The organism is Streptomyces spectabilis, from assembly GCF_008704795.1.
Taxonomy (GTDB): Bacteria; Actinomycetota; Actinomycetes; order Streptomycetales; family Streptomycetaceae; genus Streptomyces; species Streptomyces spectabilis.
Map to the genome: position 1 here is coordinate 7,793,894 of NZ_CP023690.1, position 20,009 is coordinate 7,813,902.

Annotated in this window: 13 protein-coding genes; 5 read left to right on the plus strand and 8 right to left on the minus strand. The window is 75.3% G+C overall.

All coding sequences use genetic code 11. From position 1 onward, the window contains the following. Positions 1-38: 38 nt before the first annotated feature. Both CP982_RS33930 and CP982_RS33935 read right to left on the minus strand, forming a co-directional pair. Complete coding sequence (locus tag CP982_RS33930; RefSeq protein WP_150513955.1) at positions 39-2,327, minus strand: ATP-binding cassette domain-containing protein; 2,289 nt, start codon at positions 2,325-2,327, stop codon at positions 39-41. Between the two features lie 10 nt (positions 2,328-2,337). Beyond that, positions 2,338-4,014, minus strand: a complete 1,677-nt coding sequence (locus CP982_RS33935) for an ABC-F family ATP-binding cassette domain-containing protein (RefSeq protein ID WP_150513956.1) — start codon at positions 4,012-4,014, stop codon at positions 2,338-2,340. Positions 4,015-4,390: 376 nt separating this feature from the next. Between CP982_RS33935 and CP982_RS33940 the strand changes: the two genes are divergently transcribed. Next, positions 4,391-5,224, plus strand: coding sequence for an isocitrate lyase/PEP mutase family protein (locus CP982_RS33940; protein WP_150513957.1), 834 nt, complete (start codon positions 4,391-4,393; stop codon positions 5,222-5,224). A 13-nt stretch (positions 5,225-5,237) separates the two neighbouring features. Here the strand turns inward: CP982_RS33940 and ssgD are convergent, their stop codons facing one another. Then, the gene (gene ssgD / locus CP982_RS33945) at positions 5,238-5,654 is read right to left on the minus strand and encodes a spore wall synthesis regulator SsgD (protein WP_150513958.1); all 417 of its coding nucleotides are present in this window, start codon (positions 5,652-5,654) and stop codon (positions 5,238-5,240) included. A 351-nt stretch (positions 5,655-6,005) separates the two neighbouring features. Here ssgD and CP982_RS33950 point away from each other — a divergent pair, with 351 nt between their 5' ends. Continuing rightward, positions 6,006-7,073 (plus strand): WD40/YVTN/BNR-like repeat-containing protein, encoded by a 1,068-nt coding sequence (locus tag CP982_RS33950; protein ID WP_150515855.1) that lies wholly within the window; start codon positions 6,006-6,008, stop codon positions 7,071-7,073. A gap of 7 nt (positions 7,074-7,080) precedes the next feature. Here the strand turns inward: CP982_RS33950 and CP982_RS33955 are convergent, their stop codons facing one another. Together CP982_RS33955 and CP982_RS33960 are read right to left on the minus strand one after the other, a co-directional pair. Then, on the minus strand, positions 7,081-7,380 hold the full coding sequence (locus CP982_RS33955) for a YciI family protein (protein ID WP_150513959.1): 300 nt from the start codon (positions 7,378-7,380) through the stop codon (positions 7,081-7,083). A 360-nt stretch (positions 7,381-7,740) separates the two neighbouring features. Then, positions 7,741-10,797: an AfsR/SARP family transcriptional regulator gene (locus tag CP982_RS33960; protein WP_150513960.1), complete on the minus strand. Its 3,057-nt coding sequence runs from the start codon at positions 10,795-10,797 to the stop codon at positions 7,741-7,743. Positions 10,798-11,017: 220 nt separating this feature from the next. Between CP982_RS33960 and CP982_RS33965 the strand changes: the two genes are divergently transcribed. Next, a complete protein-coding gene (locus tag CP982_RS33965; RefSeq protein WP_229878593.1) occupies positions 11,018-13,558 on the plus strand; it encodes an ATP-binding protein in 2,541 nt (846 codons plus the stop codon). Here the strand turns inward: CP982_RS33965 and CP982_RS33970 are convergent. Continuing rightward, complete coding sequence (locus CP982_RS33970; protein WP_150513961.1) at positions 13,453-13,851, minus strand: hypothetical protein; 399 nt, start codon at positions 13,849-13,851, stop codon at positions 13,453-13,455. The two genes, CP982_RS33965 and CP982_RS33970, sit on opposite strands and share 106 nt — an antisense overlap. Next, positions 13,848-15,053 carry a hypothetical protein gene (locus CP982_RS33975; RefSeq protein ID WP_242785928.1) on the minus strand — a complete coding sequence of 402 codons (1,206 nt, stop codon included), beginning with the start codon at positions 15,051-15,053 and terminating at the stop codon, positions 13,848-13,850. The genes CP982_RS33970 and CP982_RS33975 overlap by 4 nt, the downstream gene beginning before the upstream one ends. Before the next feature lie 178 nt (positions 15,054-15,231). On the opposite strand from CP982_RS33975, the gene CP982_RS33980 reads away from it, so the two are divergent. Next, entirely contained in the window at positions 15,232-17,391 is a 2,160-nt protein-coding gene (locus CP982_RS33980; protein ID WP_229878591.1) for a hypothetical protein, read from the plus strand. Here the strand turns inward: CP982_RS33980 and CP982_RS33985 are convergent. Beyond that, entirely contained in the window at positions 17,383-19,083 is a 1,701-nt protein-coding gene (locus CP982_RS33985; protein ID WP_229878589.1) for a hypothetical protein, read from the minus strand. The two genes, CP982_RS33980 and CP982_RS33985, sit on opposite strands and share 9 nt — an antisense overlap. Positions 19,084-19,303: 220 nt before the next feature. Here CP982_RS33985 and CP982_RS33990 point away from each other — a divergent pair, with 220 nt between their 5' ends. Continuing rightward, positions 19,304-20,008 (plus strand): endonuclease V, encoded by a 705-nt coding sequence (locus CP982_RS33990; protein ID WP_150513963.1) that lies wholly within the window; start codon positions 19,304-19,306, stop codon positions 20,006-20,008. The last annotated feature ends 1 nt before the right edge of the window (position 20,009 follow it).

Genomic DNA, 20,009 nt, shown 5'->3' on the forward strand with positions numbered 1-20,009 from the left:
CCGCCGCGGCCCGGTGGCAGCCGGGCCGCGGTGAAGGCCTACGCGGCCACCGCCCGCCGGAGGTGTTCCGCCGTGAACGACCCGTCGGCGGCGAGCAGTTCGCGCGGCGTGCCCTCGAAGACGACGCGGCCGCCGTGCTTGCCGCCGTCCGGTCCGAGGTCGATGACCCAGTCGGCGTGCTTGACGACGTCCAGGTTGTGCTCGACGACCAGGACGGTGTTCCCGGCGTCGACGAGCCGGTCGAGCAGGGCGAGGAGCCCGTCGATGTCCGCCATGTGCAGACCGGTCGTCGGCTCGTCCAGGACGTACGTCGTCCCGGTCCTGTGCAGCTGGGTGGCGAGCTTGATGCGCTGGCGCTCGCCGCCGGAGAGGGTGCTCAGCGGCTGCCCGAGCGTGAGGTAGGTGAGCCCGACGTCCCGCAGGGCGCCGAGGCGGCGGCGCACCGCCGGGTCGGGGAAGTCCGCCAGGAAGGCGAGGGCCTGCTCGGCGGTCATGTCCAGGACGTCCACGACCGAGCGGCCGCCCACGGTCAGGCGGAGCACCTCCGGCTTGAAGCGCCGCCCCTCGCACGCCTCGCAGGTCGTCGTCACCGGGTCCATGAACGCCAGGTCGCTGTAGATGATCCCGCGGCCCTGGCAGCTCTCGCACGCGCCGCTGGAGTTGAAGCTGAACAGGCCCGGCTCCGCGCCCGTGTGCCGGGCGAACAGGGCCCGTACACGGTCCATGATCCCCAGGTAGGTCGCGGGGGTCGACCGGCCCGAGATGCCGATGGCGGACTGGTCGACGACCACGGCGTCCGGGTGCTGGGCGGTGAACACCTCGGAGACGAGCGTGCTCTTGCCCGAGCCCGCGACGCCGGTGACCGCGGTGAGCACGCCGGTGGGCACCCGTACGCTCACGTCCTGGAGGTTGTGCAGGTCCGCGCCCTTGATCCAGGTGTCGCCGACGGGCTCGCGCGGGTGCTCCTTCACGCCCGTGGCGCGCCGCAGGGAGCGGCCGGTGAGCGTGTCGGCGGCGCGCAGCGCGTCCGGGGTGCCCTCGAAGACGACCAGGCCGCCGTGGCTGCCCGCGGCCGGGCCCATGTCGACGACGTGGTCGGCGATCGCGATGACGTCCGGGTCGTGCTCGACGACGAGGACCGTGTTGCCCTTGTCGCGCAGGCGCAGCAGCAGGTCGCCCAGGCGCCCCACGTCCCGCGGGTGCAGTCCGACGCTCGGCTCGTCGAAGATGTACGTCATCCCGGTGAGGCTGGAGCCCAGGTGCCGGACCATCTTCAGGCGCTGGCCCTCGCCGCCGGAGAGCGTGGAGGTCTCGCGGTCGAGGCTGAGGTAGCCGAGGCCGATCGCCTCGACGCGTTCGAGCGCGGCGACGGCGGCCCGTGCGACGGGGCCCGCGACCGGGTCGTCGACGCGCCCGAGCTCCGCGATGAGGTCGGTGACCTCCATCCGGGCGCAGTCGGCGATGTTCAGGCCGTTGACGCGGCTGGCGAGCGCCGCCGGGTTGAGCCGCGCGCCCGCGCAGGCAGGGCAGCGGCCCTCGACGAGGAAGCCCTGGACCAGGTCGCGGGTCCGCTGGGAGAGTGCCGACAGGTCGCGGTGGAGGTAGAGGCGCTCGAACCGGTCGGCGAGGCCCTCGAAGTCGATGTCGCGGGCGCCGCCGGTGTTGTCCACGCTCACCTTCTTGCCGCCGGGGTGCCCGCGCAGCAGGAAGCGCCGCTCCGCGGCGGTGAAGTCGCGGACCGGCTTGTGCGGGTCGAGGTCCGTGGTGTTGGTGTACGTCTGGCCCTGCCAGGTCCCGACGGCGAACGGCGGGAACAGGATCGCGCCGTCCGCGAGGGACTTGCCGGGGTCCAGGATGCGGTCGTAGTCGGGCCGCACGGTGCGGCCGAGCCCGGCGCACTCGGGGCACATGCCGCTGGGGTCGTTGAAGGAGTACGCGGTGGCCGGGCCCGCGCTCGGCGTGCCGTGCCGCGAGAACAGGACCCGGATCACCGAATAGATGTCCGTCATGGTGCCGACGGTGGACCGGGAGTGGCCGCCGATCGGCTTCTGGTCGACGACGATCGCGGGCGCCAGGTCCTCGATGGCGTCCGCGTGCGGCCGCTCGTACTTCGGCAGGCGGTTGCGGACGAACCAGGTGAACGTCTCGTTGAGCTGGCGCTGCGACTCGACGGCGATGGTGTCGAAGACGACCGACGACTTCCCCGAGCCGGAGACGCCGGTGAAGACGGTGAGCCTGCCCTTGGGGATGCGCAGGCTCACCTCCTTCAGGTTGTTCTCGCGGGCTCCGGTGAGGGTGATGTGGTCATGGGCGGTTGCTTCGTACATGCCTCCGACGCTAGGCGGAATACCCGACAGCTTCTGTCGGTGTTTCCGGGCGGTCCGCCGTGATCTGCGGGCGGTCCCCCGTCAGCTCGCTGAGCCCGCCGTCGAGCAGCAGCCAGCGGGTGATGCCGATCGACTCCAGGAACGGCAGGTCGTGACTGGCCACGATCAGCGCGCCCTCGTACGACTCCAGGGCCGACGACAGCTGCCGTACGCTCGCCATGTCGAGGTTGTTCGTCGGCTCGTCGAGCAGGAGCAGCTGGGGTGCGGGCTCGGCCAGCATGAGCGCCGCGAGCGCCGCCCGGAACCGCTCGCCGCCCGACAGGGTGGCCGCCCGCTGGTCGGCCTTGGCGCCCCGGAACAGGAAGCGGGCCAGGCGTGCCCGGACCCGGTTGTTGGTCGCGTCCGGAGCCTGCCGCGCCACGTTCTCGGCGACGGTCAGGTCGTCGTCGAGGACGTCGAGGCGCTGGGGCAGGAAGCGCATCGGCACATGGGTGAGCGCTTCGCCGCCGACCGGTGCGAGGTCGCCGCCGATGGTCCGCAGGAGCGTGGTCTTGCCCGCGCCGTTGCGGCCCACGAGCGCGATCCGCTCCGGGCCCCTGATCTCGAACTCGCCGCGCACGGCGGCACCGTACCGCAGCGCCAGATTGCTCAGGGTGAGCACGGTGCGGCCCGGCGGCACCGCCGTGTGGGGCAGGTCGACGCGAATCTCGTCGTCGTCCCGCACGGCCTCCACCGCGTCGTCGAGGCGCTCCTTGGCCTCGGCGAGCTTCTCCTCGTGCAGGATGCGGTGCTTGCCCGCGGACTCCTGGGCGGCCCGCTTGCGGTTGCCCATGACGATCTTCGGCTCCCGCTTCTGGTCCCACATCTTCTGGCCGTACCGCTTGCGCCGGGCCAATTTGACCTGGGCGTCGGCCAGTTCGCGCTTCTGCTTGCGCAGATCGGCCTCGGCGACGCGCACCATGCGCTCCGCGGCCTCCTGTTCGATGGCGAGGGCCTCCTCGTACGCGGAGAAGTTCCCGCCGTACCAGGTGACCTCGCCGTCCCGCAGATCGGCGATCTGGTCGACGCGGTCCAGGAGTTCGCGGTCGTGGCTGACCACCACGAGCACGCCGGACCAGGCGTCGACGGCCGCGTAGAGGCGGCGCCGGGCGTACAGGTCCAGGTTGTTGGTGGGTTCGTCGAGCAGCAGCACGCCGGGCCTGCGCAGCAGCAGCGCGGCAAGGCGGAGCAGCACCGACTCGCCGCCGGAGACCTCGCCCGTGGTGCGGTCGAGGCCGATGCGGCCGAGCCCGAGCTGGTCGAGCGTCGCCGTGGCGCGCTCCTCGACGTCCCAGTCGTCGCCGACGGCGGTGAAGTGCTCCTCGCGGACGTCGCCCGCCTCGATGGCGTGCAGGGCGGCGCGCGTCCCCGCGATGCCGAGGACCTCGTCGACGCGCAGCGCGGTGTCGAGGGTGACGTTCTGCGGCAGATAGCCGACGTCGTCGGCGGTGCGCACCGTGCCCTCGCCCGGGGCGAGTTCGCCCGCGACGAGCTTCAGGAGCGTGGACTTGCCCGAGCCGTTGCGGCCGATGAGGCCGGTCCTGCCGGGGCCGAACGCGGCCTGGAGACCGTCGAAGACGGGGGCGCCGTCGGGCCAGGCGAAGGACAGCGACGTACAGGTGATGGACGGGGTGGGGACGGTAGACATACGGCCTCGCGGTTGCTCGGTGGCGTGAACGGGGGCAACGCGTGTGAGACACCGCGGGGGGCCGTGCGTGCCGGGCCCTGAGGGGCCGGACACGGAAGGAGGGCCCTGTGCCGGGGCGGGACGGCTCGTACGCCGAGGTCGCACGCGACGCACACAGCGGTCGACAGCTGTGTGACGCGGTGTCTCAAGACCTCAGACGAGCAACGTCCTTCTCCAATCGGCGGCAACAGAAGCGAGTACACCGTAAGAAGGGCCCGGAAGGCCTGTCAACGCAATTTCTCTCCGGCCCGGTGCGCCGCTCCGGTGCGGCCGCCGTCGACGATCGTGTCGGATTTCTGCCGGACCCGGCGCGGTGGGGGCTGGTTGAGTGCTGGGCATGACGCACCTGACCGACCACGCGACCGCCTTCCGTGACCTGCACGTTCCCGGCTCCCCGCTGGTCCTGCCCAACGCCTGGGACGCCGCGAGCGCCCGGCTCGTCGAGACGGCGGGGGCCGTCGCCGTCGCCACCACCAGCGCCGGGCTCGCCTGGGCCCTCGGCGCGGGCGACGGCGACCGGCTCACCCGCGACCGGGCGCTGGGCGCCGTGGCCCGGATCGTGGACGCGGTCTCCGTGCCCGTGACCGCCGACATCGAGAGCGGTTACGCCGAGGACGCCGCGGGCGTCGCCGACACCGTCCGGGCGGTCCTCGCCGCGGGCGCGGTCGGTGTGAACATCGAGGACGGCCGGTACGCCGGGGGCGAGCCGCTGCGGCCGGTCGCCGAGCAGGCCGAGCGGATCGCGGCCGCGCGCGCAGCCGCCGACGCGGCGGGCGTGCCCCTGTTCGTGAACGCGCGCGTCGACACCTATCTGCGCGGCGTGGGGGAGGAGGCGCGGGAACGCCTTGAGCTGACCCTGGAGCGGGCCGCCGCGTTCCTCGACGCCGGGGCCGACGGCGTCTTCGTGCCCGGGGTGGTCGACCCGGAGACGGTCGGGGCCCTGGTCGCGAAGATCGAAGGGCCGGTCAACGTGATGGCGGGCCCGGGGGCGCCGCCGGTGGCACGGCTTGCCGCGCTCGGGGTGGCGCGGATCAGCGTGGGCTCGGGCATCGCACAGGCGGCGCACGCGCTGGTGCGCGGGGCGGCGCGGGAACTGCTCACTCGGGGCACGTACGGATCGCTGGAGGGCGGACTCGACTTCGGTGAGCTCGACCGGCTGCTCGGCCGCTGAGAGCGGCCGAGCCTCAGCAGGCGTCGCGCATCAGATCGGCCAGGTCCTGGTCCAGGTCCACGTGCTGGTGCTCCTGGCCCGCCGGCACGAGGGCCATCGTGCGGTGCAGGAACCGGCGCAGGTCACCGGTGCGGACGTGCACGATGGCGGTGCCCTCGGGGGCGTGGAACTCCAGGACCGTGCGCTCGTAGCCGTACGGCCGCACGCGGACGTCGCCGTCGCCCACCGTGCTCTCCACGCCCTGGGTGAGCAGCTCGCGGGCGAACGTCCAGTGCACCTCGACGCCCTCCAGGGTCGCGGGGGCCGGGAAGCTCATGCGCACCGCGAAGGGGTCCCGCTGGTCGTAGTGGAGCCTGGCGGGGATGGTCGGCATCCGGGGCGCCGCGGCGACCAGGCGGGCCTCGACGGCTTGCTCGATGACAGTGGACAAGGCCTGCTCCCTTGACTCTGGCGACTGGACGACCTGGGTGTGCACGACGGTGGTCGCGCACTTGAATAGACGTGGGAATCGGGAGATCCGTGCATGCGCGGCCCCGTCGGACCGAGTGACCTCTGTCACCGCGACACCGCGAACCGCGGCGCGGTTCCAGCCGTCGGCCTTCCGAGTGCCCCGGTTCGGCCATCTGGACGCCACCGGCGCCGTGGGCTAGCTTCGCCCGCCAAGAGGGGCACGGGGCAGCTGAGGCATACGGACTCCAGGGGGCGTGTGGTGCGTACGGGACGTGTGGCGCGAGGTCGGACGCGACGCGGGGCGGGCGGATGGCGGGTGGCGCTCGGCGCGGTGGCGCTGGCGGCGACGTCACTCGTCGCTCCGGGAGCGGCCGGGGCGGCGGAAGCCGTGGGTTCGGCCGGGGCATCCGCCCACCGGGGCGGCTCCCCGGCCTGGGACCTCAAACCCACCGGGACGGACGCCCGCTTCCGGGGTCTCGCCGCCGTCAGCCGGAGCACCGCCTGGGCTGCCGGGTCCAAGGGCACCGTCCTGCGCACCGCGGACGGCGGCGCGCACTGGCGGGACGTGTCGCCGCCCGGCGCGGCGGGCCTGGAGTTCCGCGACGTCGAGGCGTTCGACGGGCGCCGGGCCGTGGTGCTCGCGATCGGCGAGGGCGAGGCCTCGCGGCTCTACCGCACCACCGACGGCGGGCAGACCTGGACGGAGTCCTTCCGCAACCCCGACCCCCGGGCCTTCTACGACTGCATGACCTTCTTCGACCGCCGCCACGGCCTCGCCCTGAGCGACCCGGTGGACGGCAAGTACCGCATCCTGTCCACCGCGGACGGCGGCCGCTCCTGGAAGGTCCTTCCGGACAAGGGCATGCCCGCCGCCCAGACCGGCGAGAGCGCCTTCGCCGCGAGCGGCCAGTGCCTGGTGAGCGCGGGCCCGCGCGACGTCTGGCTGGCCACGGGCGGCGCCGCCCGCGGCCGGGTCCTCCACTCGGCCGACCGGGGCCTGACCTGGACGGCCACCGATGCGCCGATCCCGGCGGGGGATCCCGCGCGCGGGGTCTTCGGCCTCGCCTTCCGCGACCGTACGCACGGGCTCGCCGTCGGCGGCGACTACCGCGCCGGGGAGCCGTCGCCCCGGGCCGCCGCCGTGACCCGCGACGGCGGGCGCACCTGGCGGCCGTCCGCGCGGCCCGTGCCCGCCTACCGCTCGGGCGTCGCCTGGCTTCCGTACAGCCGCACCACGGCCCTCGCCGTCGGACCCACCGGCACCGACCTCACGACGGACGCGGGGCGCTCCTGGCGCACGGTCGACGGCGGCTCGTACGACACCGTGGACTGCGCCCCCGACCTGGGCTGCTGGGCGGCGGGCGAGAAGGGTCGCGTGGCGCGCCTCGAACCGCGCTGAGCCCCGCTCACGCGGGCAGCCGCTGCCGGTAGCCGGCCAGCGCGGGCGCCGTCTTCGTGGCGAGGAACTCGGTGATCCGGTACGTGCACACCCCGCCGGTGACGAAGGGGTCCCGCGCCGCGACCTCCTCGATCTCCGCGCGGCTGTCCCCGACGGCGAGGATCACCCCGCCGTCCCGCGGGTTCTTCCGCCCCGAGGCGAGGAACACCCCGGCGGCGTACTGCTCGTCGAGCCATGCGACGTGCTCGGCGAGCAGGGCGTCGACACGGTCGACCGGGGCGGTGTAGGTGAGCTCCATGACGAACATGCAGGGAGGCTACTCCGCCCCGGCCGGCGTACCGGGGTGGGGTCAGGCGCCGTCGGGGTCCGCGGCGTCGGACTCGGCGCGGGAATGGGATCTTTCGTTCTGTGCGTCGGCCGACGGGGCCGACCAGGTGGGCATGCAGATGGAAGCGGCGAGCGCGGCGCCCAGCAGGGTAGTCACAATGGCTGCTGCGCCATTGTTGGGACTTTGGTTCATCGGATCCTTTGCATTTGCTGTGCGATTTCAGTTGATCAGGCCGCGGCGGCCATGTTTTATCGCGGTCGAGCGGACGCATGCAACCCCCCGGGTGGAATATTTTTGATGCGGAGATCCGGGGCGTCTTCTCTGGTATTGATGCCGCTGTCAGCGCTGCTGTGCCCCGCTGCCCTCTCGCGCTGAGTTCTGCGCGCGTAGCGCGTCCAGACTCGCCCGTGCCCTCGCGGCCTCCGGCTCGCTGCCCGTCCGCTCCGCCGTCGCGATCGCCTCGGCGAAGTGCGCGGCGGCCGCCGCATACTGCCCGAGGTGCTGTTCGGCCGCGCCGATGCCGTGCAGCGCCTGGGCTTCCTCGTGCGCCGCGCCGATGCTGCGGGCCAGGTCAAGTGCGTGCCGGTGCTGCGCGGCCGCTTCCAGGAACTGGTCCGCCGCGTGCAGGGCGAGCCCGATGCCGTGCAAGGTGATGGAGGCGTTGCGCCGGTCGCCGAGGCGGCGGAACGTGGCCAGGGAATCCCGGTAGAGATCAAGCATCCGATTGAGTTCCGCGGGGGAATCCATGGTGTTCGCCAGATTGACCTGAGTGATGGCGCGCGCCGACGGGCTGCTGAGTTCCGTGAAGATTTCCAGGGCGGCGGTCAGGAGTTTCCTCGCGGATTCCTGGTCGCCGACGGCGGTTTTGAGATCGGCGCAGTTATTGAGTACCCGGGCGCGCATGAGTTCGTCGCCTGCGGTACGGAACCCCGCCAGCGCGGCATGGAAATGATCCTCGGCCAGTCGGAAATCCCCGAGATAGAGCAGGGTGATGCCGAGGTTGTTCCGGCACCGGGCGATCTGCCAGGCGTCCTCGGTCGGCAGCCGCAGGGCCAGCGCCTCGTTCTGCAGGGCGAGCGCCTTCGGCAGGCGGCCGAGGTTCCAGTGCAGCAGGCCGAGCAGGTGCAGCGCCTCCGCCTGCACCGCCGAGTCGCGAAGCCGGTCCGCCACCTGGCGTGCGCGCCGTACCGCGGTGAAGGCCTCGTCGTAGCGCCCGCAGCGCGACAGGGCGGAGCCCAGGTCGAGCAGGGCCCGGGCCTCCGCGTCGGGGCGGTGCACGGCCCGCCAGTGCCGGGCGGCGGACTCGTGCATCCGCTGGGCCTCGGCCGAGTAGCCCTCCTCGTCGAGGAAGTTGGCCAGTGCGCCGGCCAGCAGGGCCGCGTCCTGGGTGGCGCCCTCGGTGCGGCAGTGGCGTTCCGCGGCGATCAGACCCGGGCGCTCCGCGGTGAGCCAGTGACGGGCCGCGTCGGGGCCCGGCCACGCGGGAGTGGCGCGGCCGCGGGCGGGGCGGGGCAGGTCGGGGCGGGCCCGGCGGGGATAGACCAGACGGTCCGCGGCGTCGGATGCCTGTACGTAGAAATCGATCAACCCGCGCAACGCCCCGTCGCGTTCGTCGGCCGGATCTTCGGACAGTGAAAGCGTGCGCGCATATTCACCCAGCAGATCGTGGAAGACGTAGCGCTCCGGCTTCGGTTCTTGAATGAGGTGCGCGTCCAGGAGGGACTCCAGGACGCGCTCGGCCCGGCGCGCCGGAAGCCCCGTGAGCGCCGCCGTCGTGAACGTTTCGAAATCCGGCCCGAGTTGGAGCCCGAGCCTCCGGAAAACCGCCCGCTCTTCGGTCGTCAATGTCATGTACGAGACTTCAAACGCGCGCACCATTTCGCGGCTCCCGTCGCGGATCTCCGCGAGGCGGCCGTGCCCGTGGGTGAGCCGGTGCAGCAGGTTCGCGGTGGTCCAGGCGGGCCGCGAGGCGAGGCGTCCGGCGGCGAGTTCGATGGCGAGGGGCAGATATCCGGAGAGCCGGACGATGTCCGCGACCTCGTGCGCGCGGCCGGTGCGCTCATGCCCGGCCAGACGCCGGAAGAGCGCGGCGGCGTCGTCCGGCGGCAGCACGTCGAGCAGCACGGGGCGCACCCCGGGAAGGCCGGTGATCCGGCGGCGGCTGGTGATGATCACGAGCGAGGGGGAGGCGCCGGGAAGGAGCGGGCGCAGCTGCTCGGGTCCCGCCGCGTCGTCCAGGACGATGACCGCGCGCCGGGTGCTGAGCAACGTACGCCACAGGCTGACGAGTTCGTCCAGGGTGTCGGGGATCGCGCGGGCCGGGACGCCGAGGACCCTGAGGAGCGCCCGCAGCGCGGCCTCGGGGGCGAGCGGCTCCTGGCCGGGGGAGTGCGCGCGCAGGTCCAGATGGATCTGGCCGTCGGGGTAGCGGCCGCCGAGGTGCCGGGCCGCGTGCACGGCGAGCAGGGACTTGCCGACCCCGGCCATGCCGGAGACGGCCTGCAGGGTGATGACGGCGCCGGGGGCGGCCTGCGCGGGCGCGGCGCTGAGGATGGCGGCCAACTCGTGCTCGCGACCGACCAGTTCGGGGTGGCTCGGCAGGGTGCGGGGCGCGGCCACGGCGGGCTCGGGCGGCGGGAGCAGCTCGTGCAGCGGGGCGCCGTTCAGGACGAGCCGGTGCAGCCGGGTGAGCGCGTCGCCCGGGTCGGTGCCGAGCTGCTCGCGCAGTCTTCGCCGCACGGTGTCGTACACGCGCAGGGCGTCGGACTGCCGCCCGCAGCCGTAGGCCGCGGTCATCAGCTGGCAGGCGAGGGTCTCGTCGCTCGGGTACTGCTCCAGGAGCGCGCCCACCTCCGGCACCAGCTCGGCGAAGTGGCCCCGGCGCAGCTCGATGCCGAAGCGGGTGAGGTGCGCGGCGAGGTGCTTCTCCTCGAGGCCCGCGCGCACCCGCTCGGCCCACAGGCCCGGGAGTCCGGCCAGCGGCTCGCCGCGCCACAGCTCCTCCGCCTCGCGCAGCAGGCCGAGGGCCTCGGCGTCGCCGCCGCCGTCGGTCAGGACCCGGGCGCGGTCGGCCAGTTCCGCGAAGCGGTGGCAGTCCACGTGGCGCGGGTGCAGGGCGAGCGTGTAGGTGTGCGCCTGCTGGAGGAGGAGTTCGCCGTCGTGGGCGGCCCGGAGCCGGCGGCGGATGCGGGCGGCGTACGCGTGCACGCTCGCGCGCGGCTTGGCGGGCGGCGCGTCGTCCCACAGCCGGTGGATGAGGGTGTCCAGGGAGACGGGGCGGCCCGCGTCGAGCGCCAGGGCCGCGAGGACGAGGCGCTCCTTCGCCGACCCGAGGCGCTCGCCCGGCCCGGCGCCGCGCAGCTCGACGGGGCCGAGGACGCGAATGCCCAAGTCCACCAGTGCCTCCCGGTGCTCCGCAGGTCGGCTCGCGCTCTGGTTGGGCGTTAAAGAATCGCACGCGGTCCATATCGTTCACATGGGAAGAGGGTGCGACTTCTTTTATTGGCTTGATTTGCTTTGTCGTTCGGATTGCTTAGTTATTCGATCAGATGCGGGCGGGTACAACGCTGGAACGGTAACGCGCACGGCCACGGTGAAGCGGGGAAAGGGCGGCGGAATGGAGCAGGTGACGGCCGTCGCGCTGATGGCCGCCCTGCCGCGGGCCGCCGCCCTGCCGCACCACCGCGACGCCCTGCGCGCGCTCGCCCGGACGTCCGCCGCGCCCGCCACGGCCGCGCTCGTGCGCGCCTGGGCGGCGACGGAGGCGGGGCGCCGGGACCCGGAGGTCGTGCGCTCCGTCGCCGAGGCCCTCGCGGCCGACGCGGCCGTGCGGGCCCCGCTGGCCCGGGCGCTGACGGCCTGGCTCGCCGAACTGGCCGACCCGGGCCGGTACCCGACCCGGCCGCACGACGTGCCCCGGCGCCCCGGGACCGACGCGACCACCGCCAACGCCATCGGCCCCGGCGCCCACGTCACCGGCCCCGTCCTCCAGGCCCACGGCATCCACGGCGACGTCCACATCCACCCCGCGTCCCGGTCCCGCGTGGCGCCACCGCCGCGCCAACTCCCGCCCGTGCCCGCCCACTTCACCAACCGCAGCGCCGAACTCGCCGCGCTCGACGGGCATGTGGGCACCGCCAGGAACGCCTCCCGGATCGTCGTCATCAGCGGACCGGCGGGCGTCGGCAAGACCGCCCTCGCCCGCCGCTGGCTGCTCGCCCACGCCGACGCCTTCCCCGACGGCCAGCTGTACGCCGATCTGCGCGGCCACGCCGACGAGGGCCCGGCCCGGCCGAACGAACTCCTCGGCGAGTTCCTGCGCGCCCTCGGCCACGAGCGGCCGCCCGCGGAGCTGCGCGAACGCGCGGCCCTGTGGCGCACGGCCACCGCCGGATCGCGGATCGCCGTGCTGCTCGACAACGCGCTGAGCGCCGCCCAGGTCCGCCCGCTGCTGCCCGCCGCGCACGGCGCGCTCACCGTCGTCACCAGCAGGGGGCGCCTGACCGGCCTCGGCATGGACGGCGCGGCCTTCCAGCCCCTAGACGTGCTCGCCGCCGAGGACGCCGTACGGCTGCTCAGCCGCCGGGTCGGCGCCGACCGCGTCCACCGGGAGCCCGACGCGGCGCTCAAGGTGGCCAGGGCCTGCGCGGGCCTGCCGCTCGCCGTCTGCGTGGCGGCGGCGCGGCTCGCGACCCGGCCCCGCCAGCCCCTCGCCGCGATGGCGGGCGCGCTCGGCCGGGGCGCGGCGCCCGCCCTTGACGCGCTGCGCATCGAGGGCGAGTACGCCGTGCGCGGCGCCCTCGACGCCTCGTACCGCCAGCTGGAGCCCGAACTCGCCCGCTGCTACCGCTGTCTGGGCCTGGCCCCGGTCGCCGTGCTCACCGCGCAGGTCGCGGCGGCCGCCTGCCGCCTCGGCCCGCCCGAGGACGCCCTGGACGTCCTGGACGAACTGGCCGAGGTGAACCTCCTGGAGGACCTCGGGCCCGACCCGCGCACCGGCCTCGGCCGCTACCGGTTCCACGACCTGGTGCGGGCCCACGCGCAGCGCCTGGCCGAGGCCGAGGAGACGGCCGCCGAAGCGGCGGCCGCGGTGCGGCGCGTGGTGGACTTCCACCTCGCCGCCGCGACCGCCGCCGAGGCCCTGCTGAGCCCGAGCCACCGCACCCTGCGCCGCGACTACGCCGAACCCGTCGCCCAGGAGCCGCCGTTCGCGGACGCGCCCGGCGCGCTGCGCTGGCTCGACGCCGAGCGCACCCAGCTCATGGCCGTGCTGCGCACCGCCGAGGCCAAGGGCATGTACGCCGTCGTGTGGCAGCTCGCCGACGCCCTGTGGCCCATGTTCCTGCGCCTGCGCCCCTACGACCTGTGGATCGAGGCGCACGAGCGGGGCCTGGCGGCGGCGCGCCGCGCGGGCGACCGCGAGGGCGAGAGCCGCATGCTCACCTCCGGCGGCACCGGCCTTCGCAACGTGGGCCGCCACGACGAGGCGATCGCCTGGTTCACCCAGGCGCTGCGCGCGGCCCGCGACGAGGCGGCCCGGCTCACCGGGCACCCGGACGGCGGCGGCCCCGCCCTGGCGGCCGCGCACCGGGCCGAGGCCCAGGCCCTGCACGGCATCGGCCAGTCCTGCCGGCTCGCCGGGCGCCTCGCGGAGGCCGCCGAGCACTTCGAGCGGGCCCTCGCCCTACGCGAGGCGGTCGGCCACCGGCGCGGCACCGCGCTGACCCGGATCTGCCTCGGCGACGTCGCCCTGGCCGCGGGCCGCCCGGACGACGCCCTGGAACCGCTCGCGCGCGCCCGCGTCGACCTGCTCGCCGAGGACGACCCGTACGACGCCGCCCGCGCCCTGGCCTTCATCGGCCACTGCCGCACCCTCATCGGCGGCGGCGAGCGCGCCCCGGGGGAGGAGCAACTGCGGGCGGCCCTCGCCGAGTTCGAGGCCACCGGCGCGGCGCACTGGCAGGGCCGGGTCCTGGAGATGCTCGGCGAGAGCGCCGAGGGCCGCGGGGACACGGGCACGGCCCTCCACTGGTACGAGCGCTCCCTCACCCGCTACACGTCGGCGGGCGCGCCGGACGTGGACCGCCTGACCCGCCGGATCCGACAGCTCCCGCCGCCGGACGCCGCCGCCCCGCGGACGCCGCCGGACTCCTCCTGAACGAGCCGGCCGTGCGCCGCGACGGCGAAGGCGAGCAGGGCGCCGACGCCACCGCCCCCGGCGTCCGAGCGGCGCGCGCCGCCGCGCTCCACCGCGACCCGGCCACCGCCCCGGACCCGCAGCGCCACCAGGGCGCACCCCGGATACCTGCGAAGGAGCCGCCCGGCCACCACCGGGACCTCGGCCGCGCCGTACGGACGGCTGCCGTACAGCACGTCCGCGCACTCCCGCCAGGCCTCGCCCGCGCCGCCGCGGCACTCGGCGTCGAAGCACACGAGCACGGGCCCCCTCACGCGGGCACCTCGTCCCTGCCGCCGCGCGCGCCGCGACGGGGCACCGGCAGTGGCGGCAGGGCGGGCGCGTACGCGGGCTCGCCGAGGCCGAGGACGCGGTACAGCAGCCGCCGGGCGTTGCGCCCGAAGCGGCCCGGCTCCGAGGAGATGCGGCGGCCGATCCGCGCGTACCGCTCGCCCGGGTACTCGGCGCGCGCGTACGCCAGTTGCTCCGGCAGCGGGCGCGCGAACGACAGGGCCGGGGCGACCCTGGCCAGCTCGGCCCCGGGCGACGCCGGGTCGACATCGGCCTCGGGGAAGCGCGCGAGGAGCACGGCGGCCCGGGTCAGCGTCGCGTACAGGGTCACCGAGCCGTGGTCGCCGATCACCCAGTCCGCGGCGATCAGCGGGGCCCGCCAGTCGGCCTCCGGCGGCAGGACGGCGATGCCGTGCCGCCGCGCCGCGGCCAGCCAGGAGCGCACCTGCCAGTCCCCGTGCCCGGCCCACACGTTCGGGTGCACCAGGACGGCCACCTGGAACTCCTGGCGCGGCAGCTCCGTCAGCAGCCGCGGCAGCAGCGCGTCGAACCGGCTGAAGGACGAGCCGGGCCCCCACGTCGAGCAGACGAGGAGCAGCTTGCGCCCGCCGCGCAGACCGAGGGCCGCCCGGTAGCGGCGCCTGAGCGGCAGGCTCGCCACGATCCGGTCGTACGTCGCGTCGCCCACGACCTCGGCGACGGGCAGCGCGGCGGGGCAGCAGCGCCCCAGCGTCGCCAGGTCGTCCTCGTGCGCGAGGGCGAGCGCGGCCGGGACGACCCGCCCGTCCCGCATCAGGTACTGGGGGCCGAGCCCACCGACCGTGCGCGGCGCCCCCGGGTCCCGGTCGTCCAGGGGCCTGGACAGCTTCATGTGGCCCGCGCCGTGCGGCAGCCTCACCAGCGGGCCGCGCAGCCGCTCCACGCCCTGCGACCCGGCGGCGAGCACCAGGTCGAAGTCGCCGCGCAGCGCGGCGCGCCAGGGCAGGACCGGCGCACCGAGCGCCTTGAGGGAGCGCGGCGCGCCCGCGTTGAAGGCGTGCGGAGCCACCGTGAAGTCGACCTGGACCCGCAGGTCGGACTCCAGGAGCGGCAGCAGGTCCCCCAGGCGCTGCCCGTACACCTCGGTGTGCACGACGACGAGGACGCGTTTGCAGCCGGGCAGCGTCAGCCACTGCGTACGTTCCACGGGATCCCCCCGGTGTGGTGTGAGACGGACTCTGCGGACGGACATGCCCGGCGCCGCGGACGGAAGCCTTGCCCGCGCCTTGCCGAAACCTTGCAGAACGCCGGGGCGCGCGCGAAGCGGTGGTACGGACCGCGTCCGCACGGCATACGGTGAGGTGTCGCGGCGGCAAAGGAGCCTTGTGGAGGACGAGTTGGGCAGCCAAGGAGCGGGCGGCGGGAGCAACGACCTGTCAGGGACCGTGCACGGCCACAGCGTCCAGGCCGGGCACGTCGCGGGCGACGTGACGCTCAACGTGCTGCCGCCCGCGGCGCACCCGCACGTGACCCCGTACGAAGTGCCGCCCCTCAGCGCCCGGTTCTTCAACCAGGTCGACGTCCTCGCGCGCCTCGACGCCCTCGCGGCGCCGGGCCAGGGCGCCCCCGTGGGCGTAGCGGTGCTCCAGGGGCTGCCCGGCGTCGGCACCACGGCGGTGATCAGACGCTGGGCGGAGCTGAAGCGCGCCTGGTTCCGCGGCGGGCAGCTCTACCACGACTTCGCCGCCCTGCGGGACCGGCGGGAGGGCGCGGACGTCTCCGAGGCCGCCGGGCAGTTCCTGCGGTCCCTCGGCGTCGACGAGCCCCTGATCCCCGACTCCCTCCAGGAGCGCGCCGCCCGCTTCCGCTCCCGCACCGCCGAGCAGCCCCTGCTCGTCGTCCTGGAGAACGTCAGCCGCGCCGCACAGGTGCGCGCCCTGCTGCCGCGCGGACCCGGCAGCGTCGTCCTCGTCACCTTCGGCGGCGACAGCGGCGAGCTGGGCGAACTGTCCGTCGAGGCCCAGCTGGTGTACGTCGACCCGCTGGACCGGGCCAGCGCGCTGCGGCTGCTCGCGGACCGCTGCGCGCAGGCCGTCGCCGCCGACCCCGAGGCCGCGGCCCGCGTCGTCGAGCTGTGCGGGCGCCTGCCCCTCGCCCTCGACATCGTGGCGGGGCGGCTGCGGACGGCCCGCAGCCTCACCCTGGCCCGCCTCGCCGACGAACTCGCCGACGCCACCCACCGCCTGTCCGGCCTCTCCGTGGGCGGGAGCCGTTCCATGACCGCTGCCCTCGACCTCGCCTACGGCGCGCTGCCGCCCGGGACGGCCCGGCTCTACCGGCTCCTGGGCTCCCTGCCCCTCACCGCCCTCGACGAGTCGGTCGCCGCCGCGGCCGCCGGGACCGACCTCGTGGACGCCCGCGCCCACCTGCGCGAACTGGAGGCGCTGAGCCTCCTGGAAGCCACCGATGACGGCCGCCACCGCGTCCACGACCTGGTGCGCCTGCACGCCGGCGAGCGCGCGGAGCGGGAGGACCCGCCCGCGAGCGGACGCGCCGCGCTCGCCCGCGTCCTCGACCACTACCTGCGGCTCACCGCCCTCGCCGACCGGGCCGTCCGGCGGGACCGGCTGCGCGTCGCCGACCTCACCGACGTGCTGCGCGACGCCCCCGACCCGTTCGCGGCCCCCGGCGGGCCCGCCCCGCTGACCTGGCTCGAAGCCGAGTACCCCAACGTGCTCGGCGTGCTGCGCGCCGCTGCCCGCGACCCCGAACTCCACGTGCCCGTCTGGCAGACGGCGGAGGCGCTCACCGTCCTGTTCCTGCACCACCGGCACCTCGGGCCCTGGCTGGAGTCGCTCGCCCTCGGCGCCGCGGCGGCCGCCGCGGCCGTCGACCCCGCGGCCGAGGCCCGGCTGCGCAGCCTGCGCTCCCGCCCCCTGCTCGACCTCGGCGAGCACGCGGAGGCCCGCGCCGAGCTCGACGCGGCCGTCGCCTGCGCCGAGGTCTCGGGCCACACCGTCCTGCGCGCGTCCGTCCAGGAGTTCCTCGGCCGCTGCCTCGAACACCACGACCTGGAGGCGGCCATGGCCGCCTACCGCGCGTCGCTCGCGCTCAACTCGGCGGCGGGGGAGGAGCGCGGCGCCGCCATCGCCGCGTACTTCCTCGGCCGCGCCGAGGACGCCGCCGGACGGCCGCGTGCGGCCCTGGCCACCCTCCGCGACGCCCACGCACGGCTGACGGCCCGCGCCGACCACCGCATGGCCGCCCGCGCCACCCTCGCCCTCGGTCTCGCCCACGACCACCTGGGCGAGACCGACGACGCCGTCCGCGCCCTCACCGCGGCGGCGGGGGCCCTGCACACCACGGAGGCGTACAGCTACGAGGCCGACGCGCGGGCCGCCCTCGCCGACGTCCTCAGCCGCACGGGGAGCGGCCCGGACGCGGTACGCCCCCTGCTGACCAGGGCACTTGAGGTGTACGAGGCCTACGGCAGCCCCCGCGCGGACGTCGTGCGCGCACGGCTCGCGGAGCTCGGCTCAGGCTGAGGCGGACCGTACCGTCACCGTCACATGTCGCTCGGACCGGGTGCCCAGGCGCAGCGTCACCGCCGTCTCCAGCGGCAGACCGGCCCGCAGGCACGTGTACACGACGGCCGCCGCGAGGCCGGGCGCGGTGGCCTCGCGCGTGCCCACCACCACCGCGCGGCCGTCGCGCAGGCCCACCACGACCTCACCGCCTTCGCCGCCGCCCGCCACGGCCGACGCGGCGAGCAGCGCACCGGGGAAGCGGCACAGCGCGTCCTGCGCCCACCGCCGAGCCGCCGCGGCCGACGGCGCGGGCCGCGCGGCGGTCAGGACCGACGCGCTCTCGGTCAGGCGGCGGTCCCGTTCGGCCTCGTCGCAGGCGAGATGGGTGTACGTGCGCGAAGTGTCGCCGTCCGCGCGGGACACGGCCGCGGGCCTGCGCCGCACGTCGACGACCGGGCGGGCGCCGTCGGTGAGGGACGTGGTCACCGCCCAGGACGTGACCTCCCGCGACTCGGCCCGGGGCGGCGGCAGGACCAGCGCGGACGGCGCGTCACCGGGGGGTTCGGGCAGTCCGATCAGCCGGTAGAGGGCGGCACGCAGCCGGGGCAGGGCGCGGCCGGGCTCCGCGAACGCCAGGCGCGCCACCTCCGCCGACGCCGACGAGGACGGTTCGCGCAGGGCCGCCGCGAGTTGCGCGCCCAGGTCGCCGTCGAGGTCGAGCCGTGGCGCGGTGCGGGCGAGCTGGGCCACGGCCGTGCCGGGCACCGCGTCGCTGCCGTACGCGCCGAGCAGCACGGGCTTGCCGAGCGCCGCGCCGTACAGGGTCACCGAACCGTGGTCGCCGACCACGGCGTCGGCGGCGACGAGCGCGGACCGCCAGGCGTGCACCGGCGGCACGAGCAGCAGCCCGGCGTCGAGCGCGGCGGCCTGCACCGTGCGGATCTGCCAGGGGCCGTGCGCGGACCACACGTTGGGGTGCAGGACCGCGGCCACCCGGTACTCGTCGCAGGGCAGCGCGGCGAGCAGCCGCGCGGGCAGTTCCGGCGCGCACCCGAGCAGGGACGTCGGGCCCCAGGTGGAGCTGACGAGGACGAGCCGCTGCCCGGCGGCCACGCCGAGGGCGGCCTTGTAGGCGTCGGCGTGCCCCCGGCTCGCGAGGAGTTCGTCGAAGCAGGGGTCGCCGACGGGCAGGGTGTGCCCGGCCGCCTTGGGGTGGGCGGCGAGCAACTGCCGCTCCTGGTCGGGGTGCGAGGTGGCGAGCCAGGCCCGGCCGGTGTCCAGGAGCGCGTCCGGCACGGCCCCGGAGAGCCTGCTGCGCGGGGTGCGGGAATCGGGGACGAGCTTCTGGAAGCCGACGCCGTGCGGCAGCACGAGGACGGGGTAGTCGCCGTCCGGCACGTCGATGTTCTCGCTGGCGGAGAGCACGAGGTCCGGCGCGATGTCGCCGAGCCGGTCCCACGGCAGGACCCGGCAGCCCGCGTCGTGCAGCACGTCCGTGACGCCTTCGCTGAACGCCGACGTCGGGTCGTGGGCGAAGACGACGGTCACCCGGGCGTCGCCGCGCAGCAGCGCGGGCAGACACTCCAGGACGCGCACCGTCGAGGTGACCGTGCGCGCGGCCACGACCAGGGTCCTGCTGCCCTGGAACGTCGACCAGCGCCAGGCGTCGTTCCCCACGAGGGCCCGCAGCGGCTCCGGGCTACCGCCCACGCGGGCCTCCGGCTACGCGCCCCGGCCCACCTGGTTCGCGGTTCGCGGTTCGCGGTTCGCGGTTCGCGGTTCGCGGTTCGCGGTTCGCTTGCGCGCTACCAGACATCACGTCCTGTGCCAACCCTTCCCGGCCCCGCGCGCGACGCGCCCGCCCTGGACGACAGAGACCTGAGAACCGTACCGGAGCCCCTTCCGCCGGAGGCCCTAGGCTGAGATGACCATGAACACGACCACCGTGACGATCCCGCCCCTGCCCGCCGACTGGCCCGCGGACGAGACGGCGGCCCGCGCCGTCCAGGACGCCCTGCGCACCCGCGTGGTGCGCGACGAGCCGGGCCCGCCGCCCGGCACGGGCCACGTCACGGGCGTGGACGTGGCGTACGACGACGAGCGGGACGTGGTCGCCGCCGCGGTCGTGGTCCTGGACGCGGCGAGCCTCGCCGTCGTCGAGGAGGCGACGGCGGTGGGCACCGTCGCGTTCCCCTACGTGCCGGGCCTGTTGGCCTTCCGGGAGCTGCCCGCGGTGCTCGCCGCCCTGGACGCGCTCACCGTCGACCCGGGCCTGGTCGTCTGCGACGGCTACGGGATCGCGCACCCGCGCCGCTTCGGCCTCGCGAGCCACCTCGGCGTGGTCACGGGCCGCCCCACCATCGGCGTCGCCAAGAACCCCTTCACCTTCGCCCACGAGGAGCCCGGGGCCGCGCGCGGCGGCACGGCGCCGCTCCTCGACGGCACGGAGGAGGTCGGCGCCGCGCTGCGCACGCGGGACGGCGTGAAGCCGGTGTTCGTGTCGGTGGGCCACCGCGTGGACCTCGCGCGAGCCCTTGCCCACACCCTGCACCTCACCCCGCGCTACCGGCTGCCGGAGACCACCCGCAAGGCCGACGCCCTGTGCCGCGCGGCCCTGCGGGAGGCGACGGCCTGAG

Excerpts from the sequence above, each read along its gene's own strand:
- CP982_RS33940 (WP_150513957.1), top strand. The coding sequence starts at position 4,391 with ATGACGCACCTGACCGACCACGCGACCGCCTTCCGTGACCTGCACGTT.
- CP982_RS33990 (WP_150513963.1), top strand. The coding sequence starts at position 19,304 with ATGAACACGACCACCGTGACGATCCCGCCCCTGCCCGCCGACTGGCCC.
- CP982_RS33935 (WP_150513956.1), bottom strand. The coding sequence starts at position 4,014 with ATGTCTACCGTCCCCACCCCGTCCATCACCTGTACGTCGCTGTCCTTC.
- CP982_RS33930 (WP_150513955.1), bottom strand. The coding sequence starts at position 2,327 with ATGTACGAAGCAACCGCCCATGACCACATCACCCTCACCGGAGCCCGC.
- CP982_RS33965 (WP_229878593.1), top strand. The coding sequence starts at position 11,018 with ATGGAGCAGGTGACGGCCGTCGCGCTGATGGCCGCCCTGCCGCGGGCC.
- CP982_RS33955 (WP_150513959.1), bottom strand. The coding sequence starts at position 7,380 with ATGTTCGTCATGGAGCTCACCTACACCGCCCCGGTCGACCGTGTCGAC.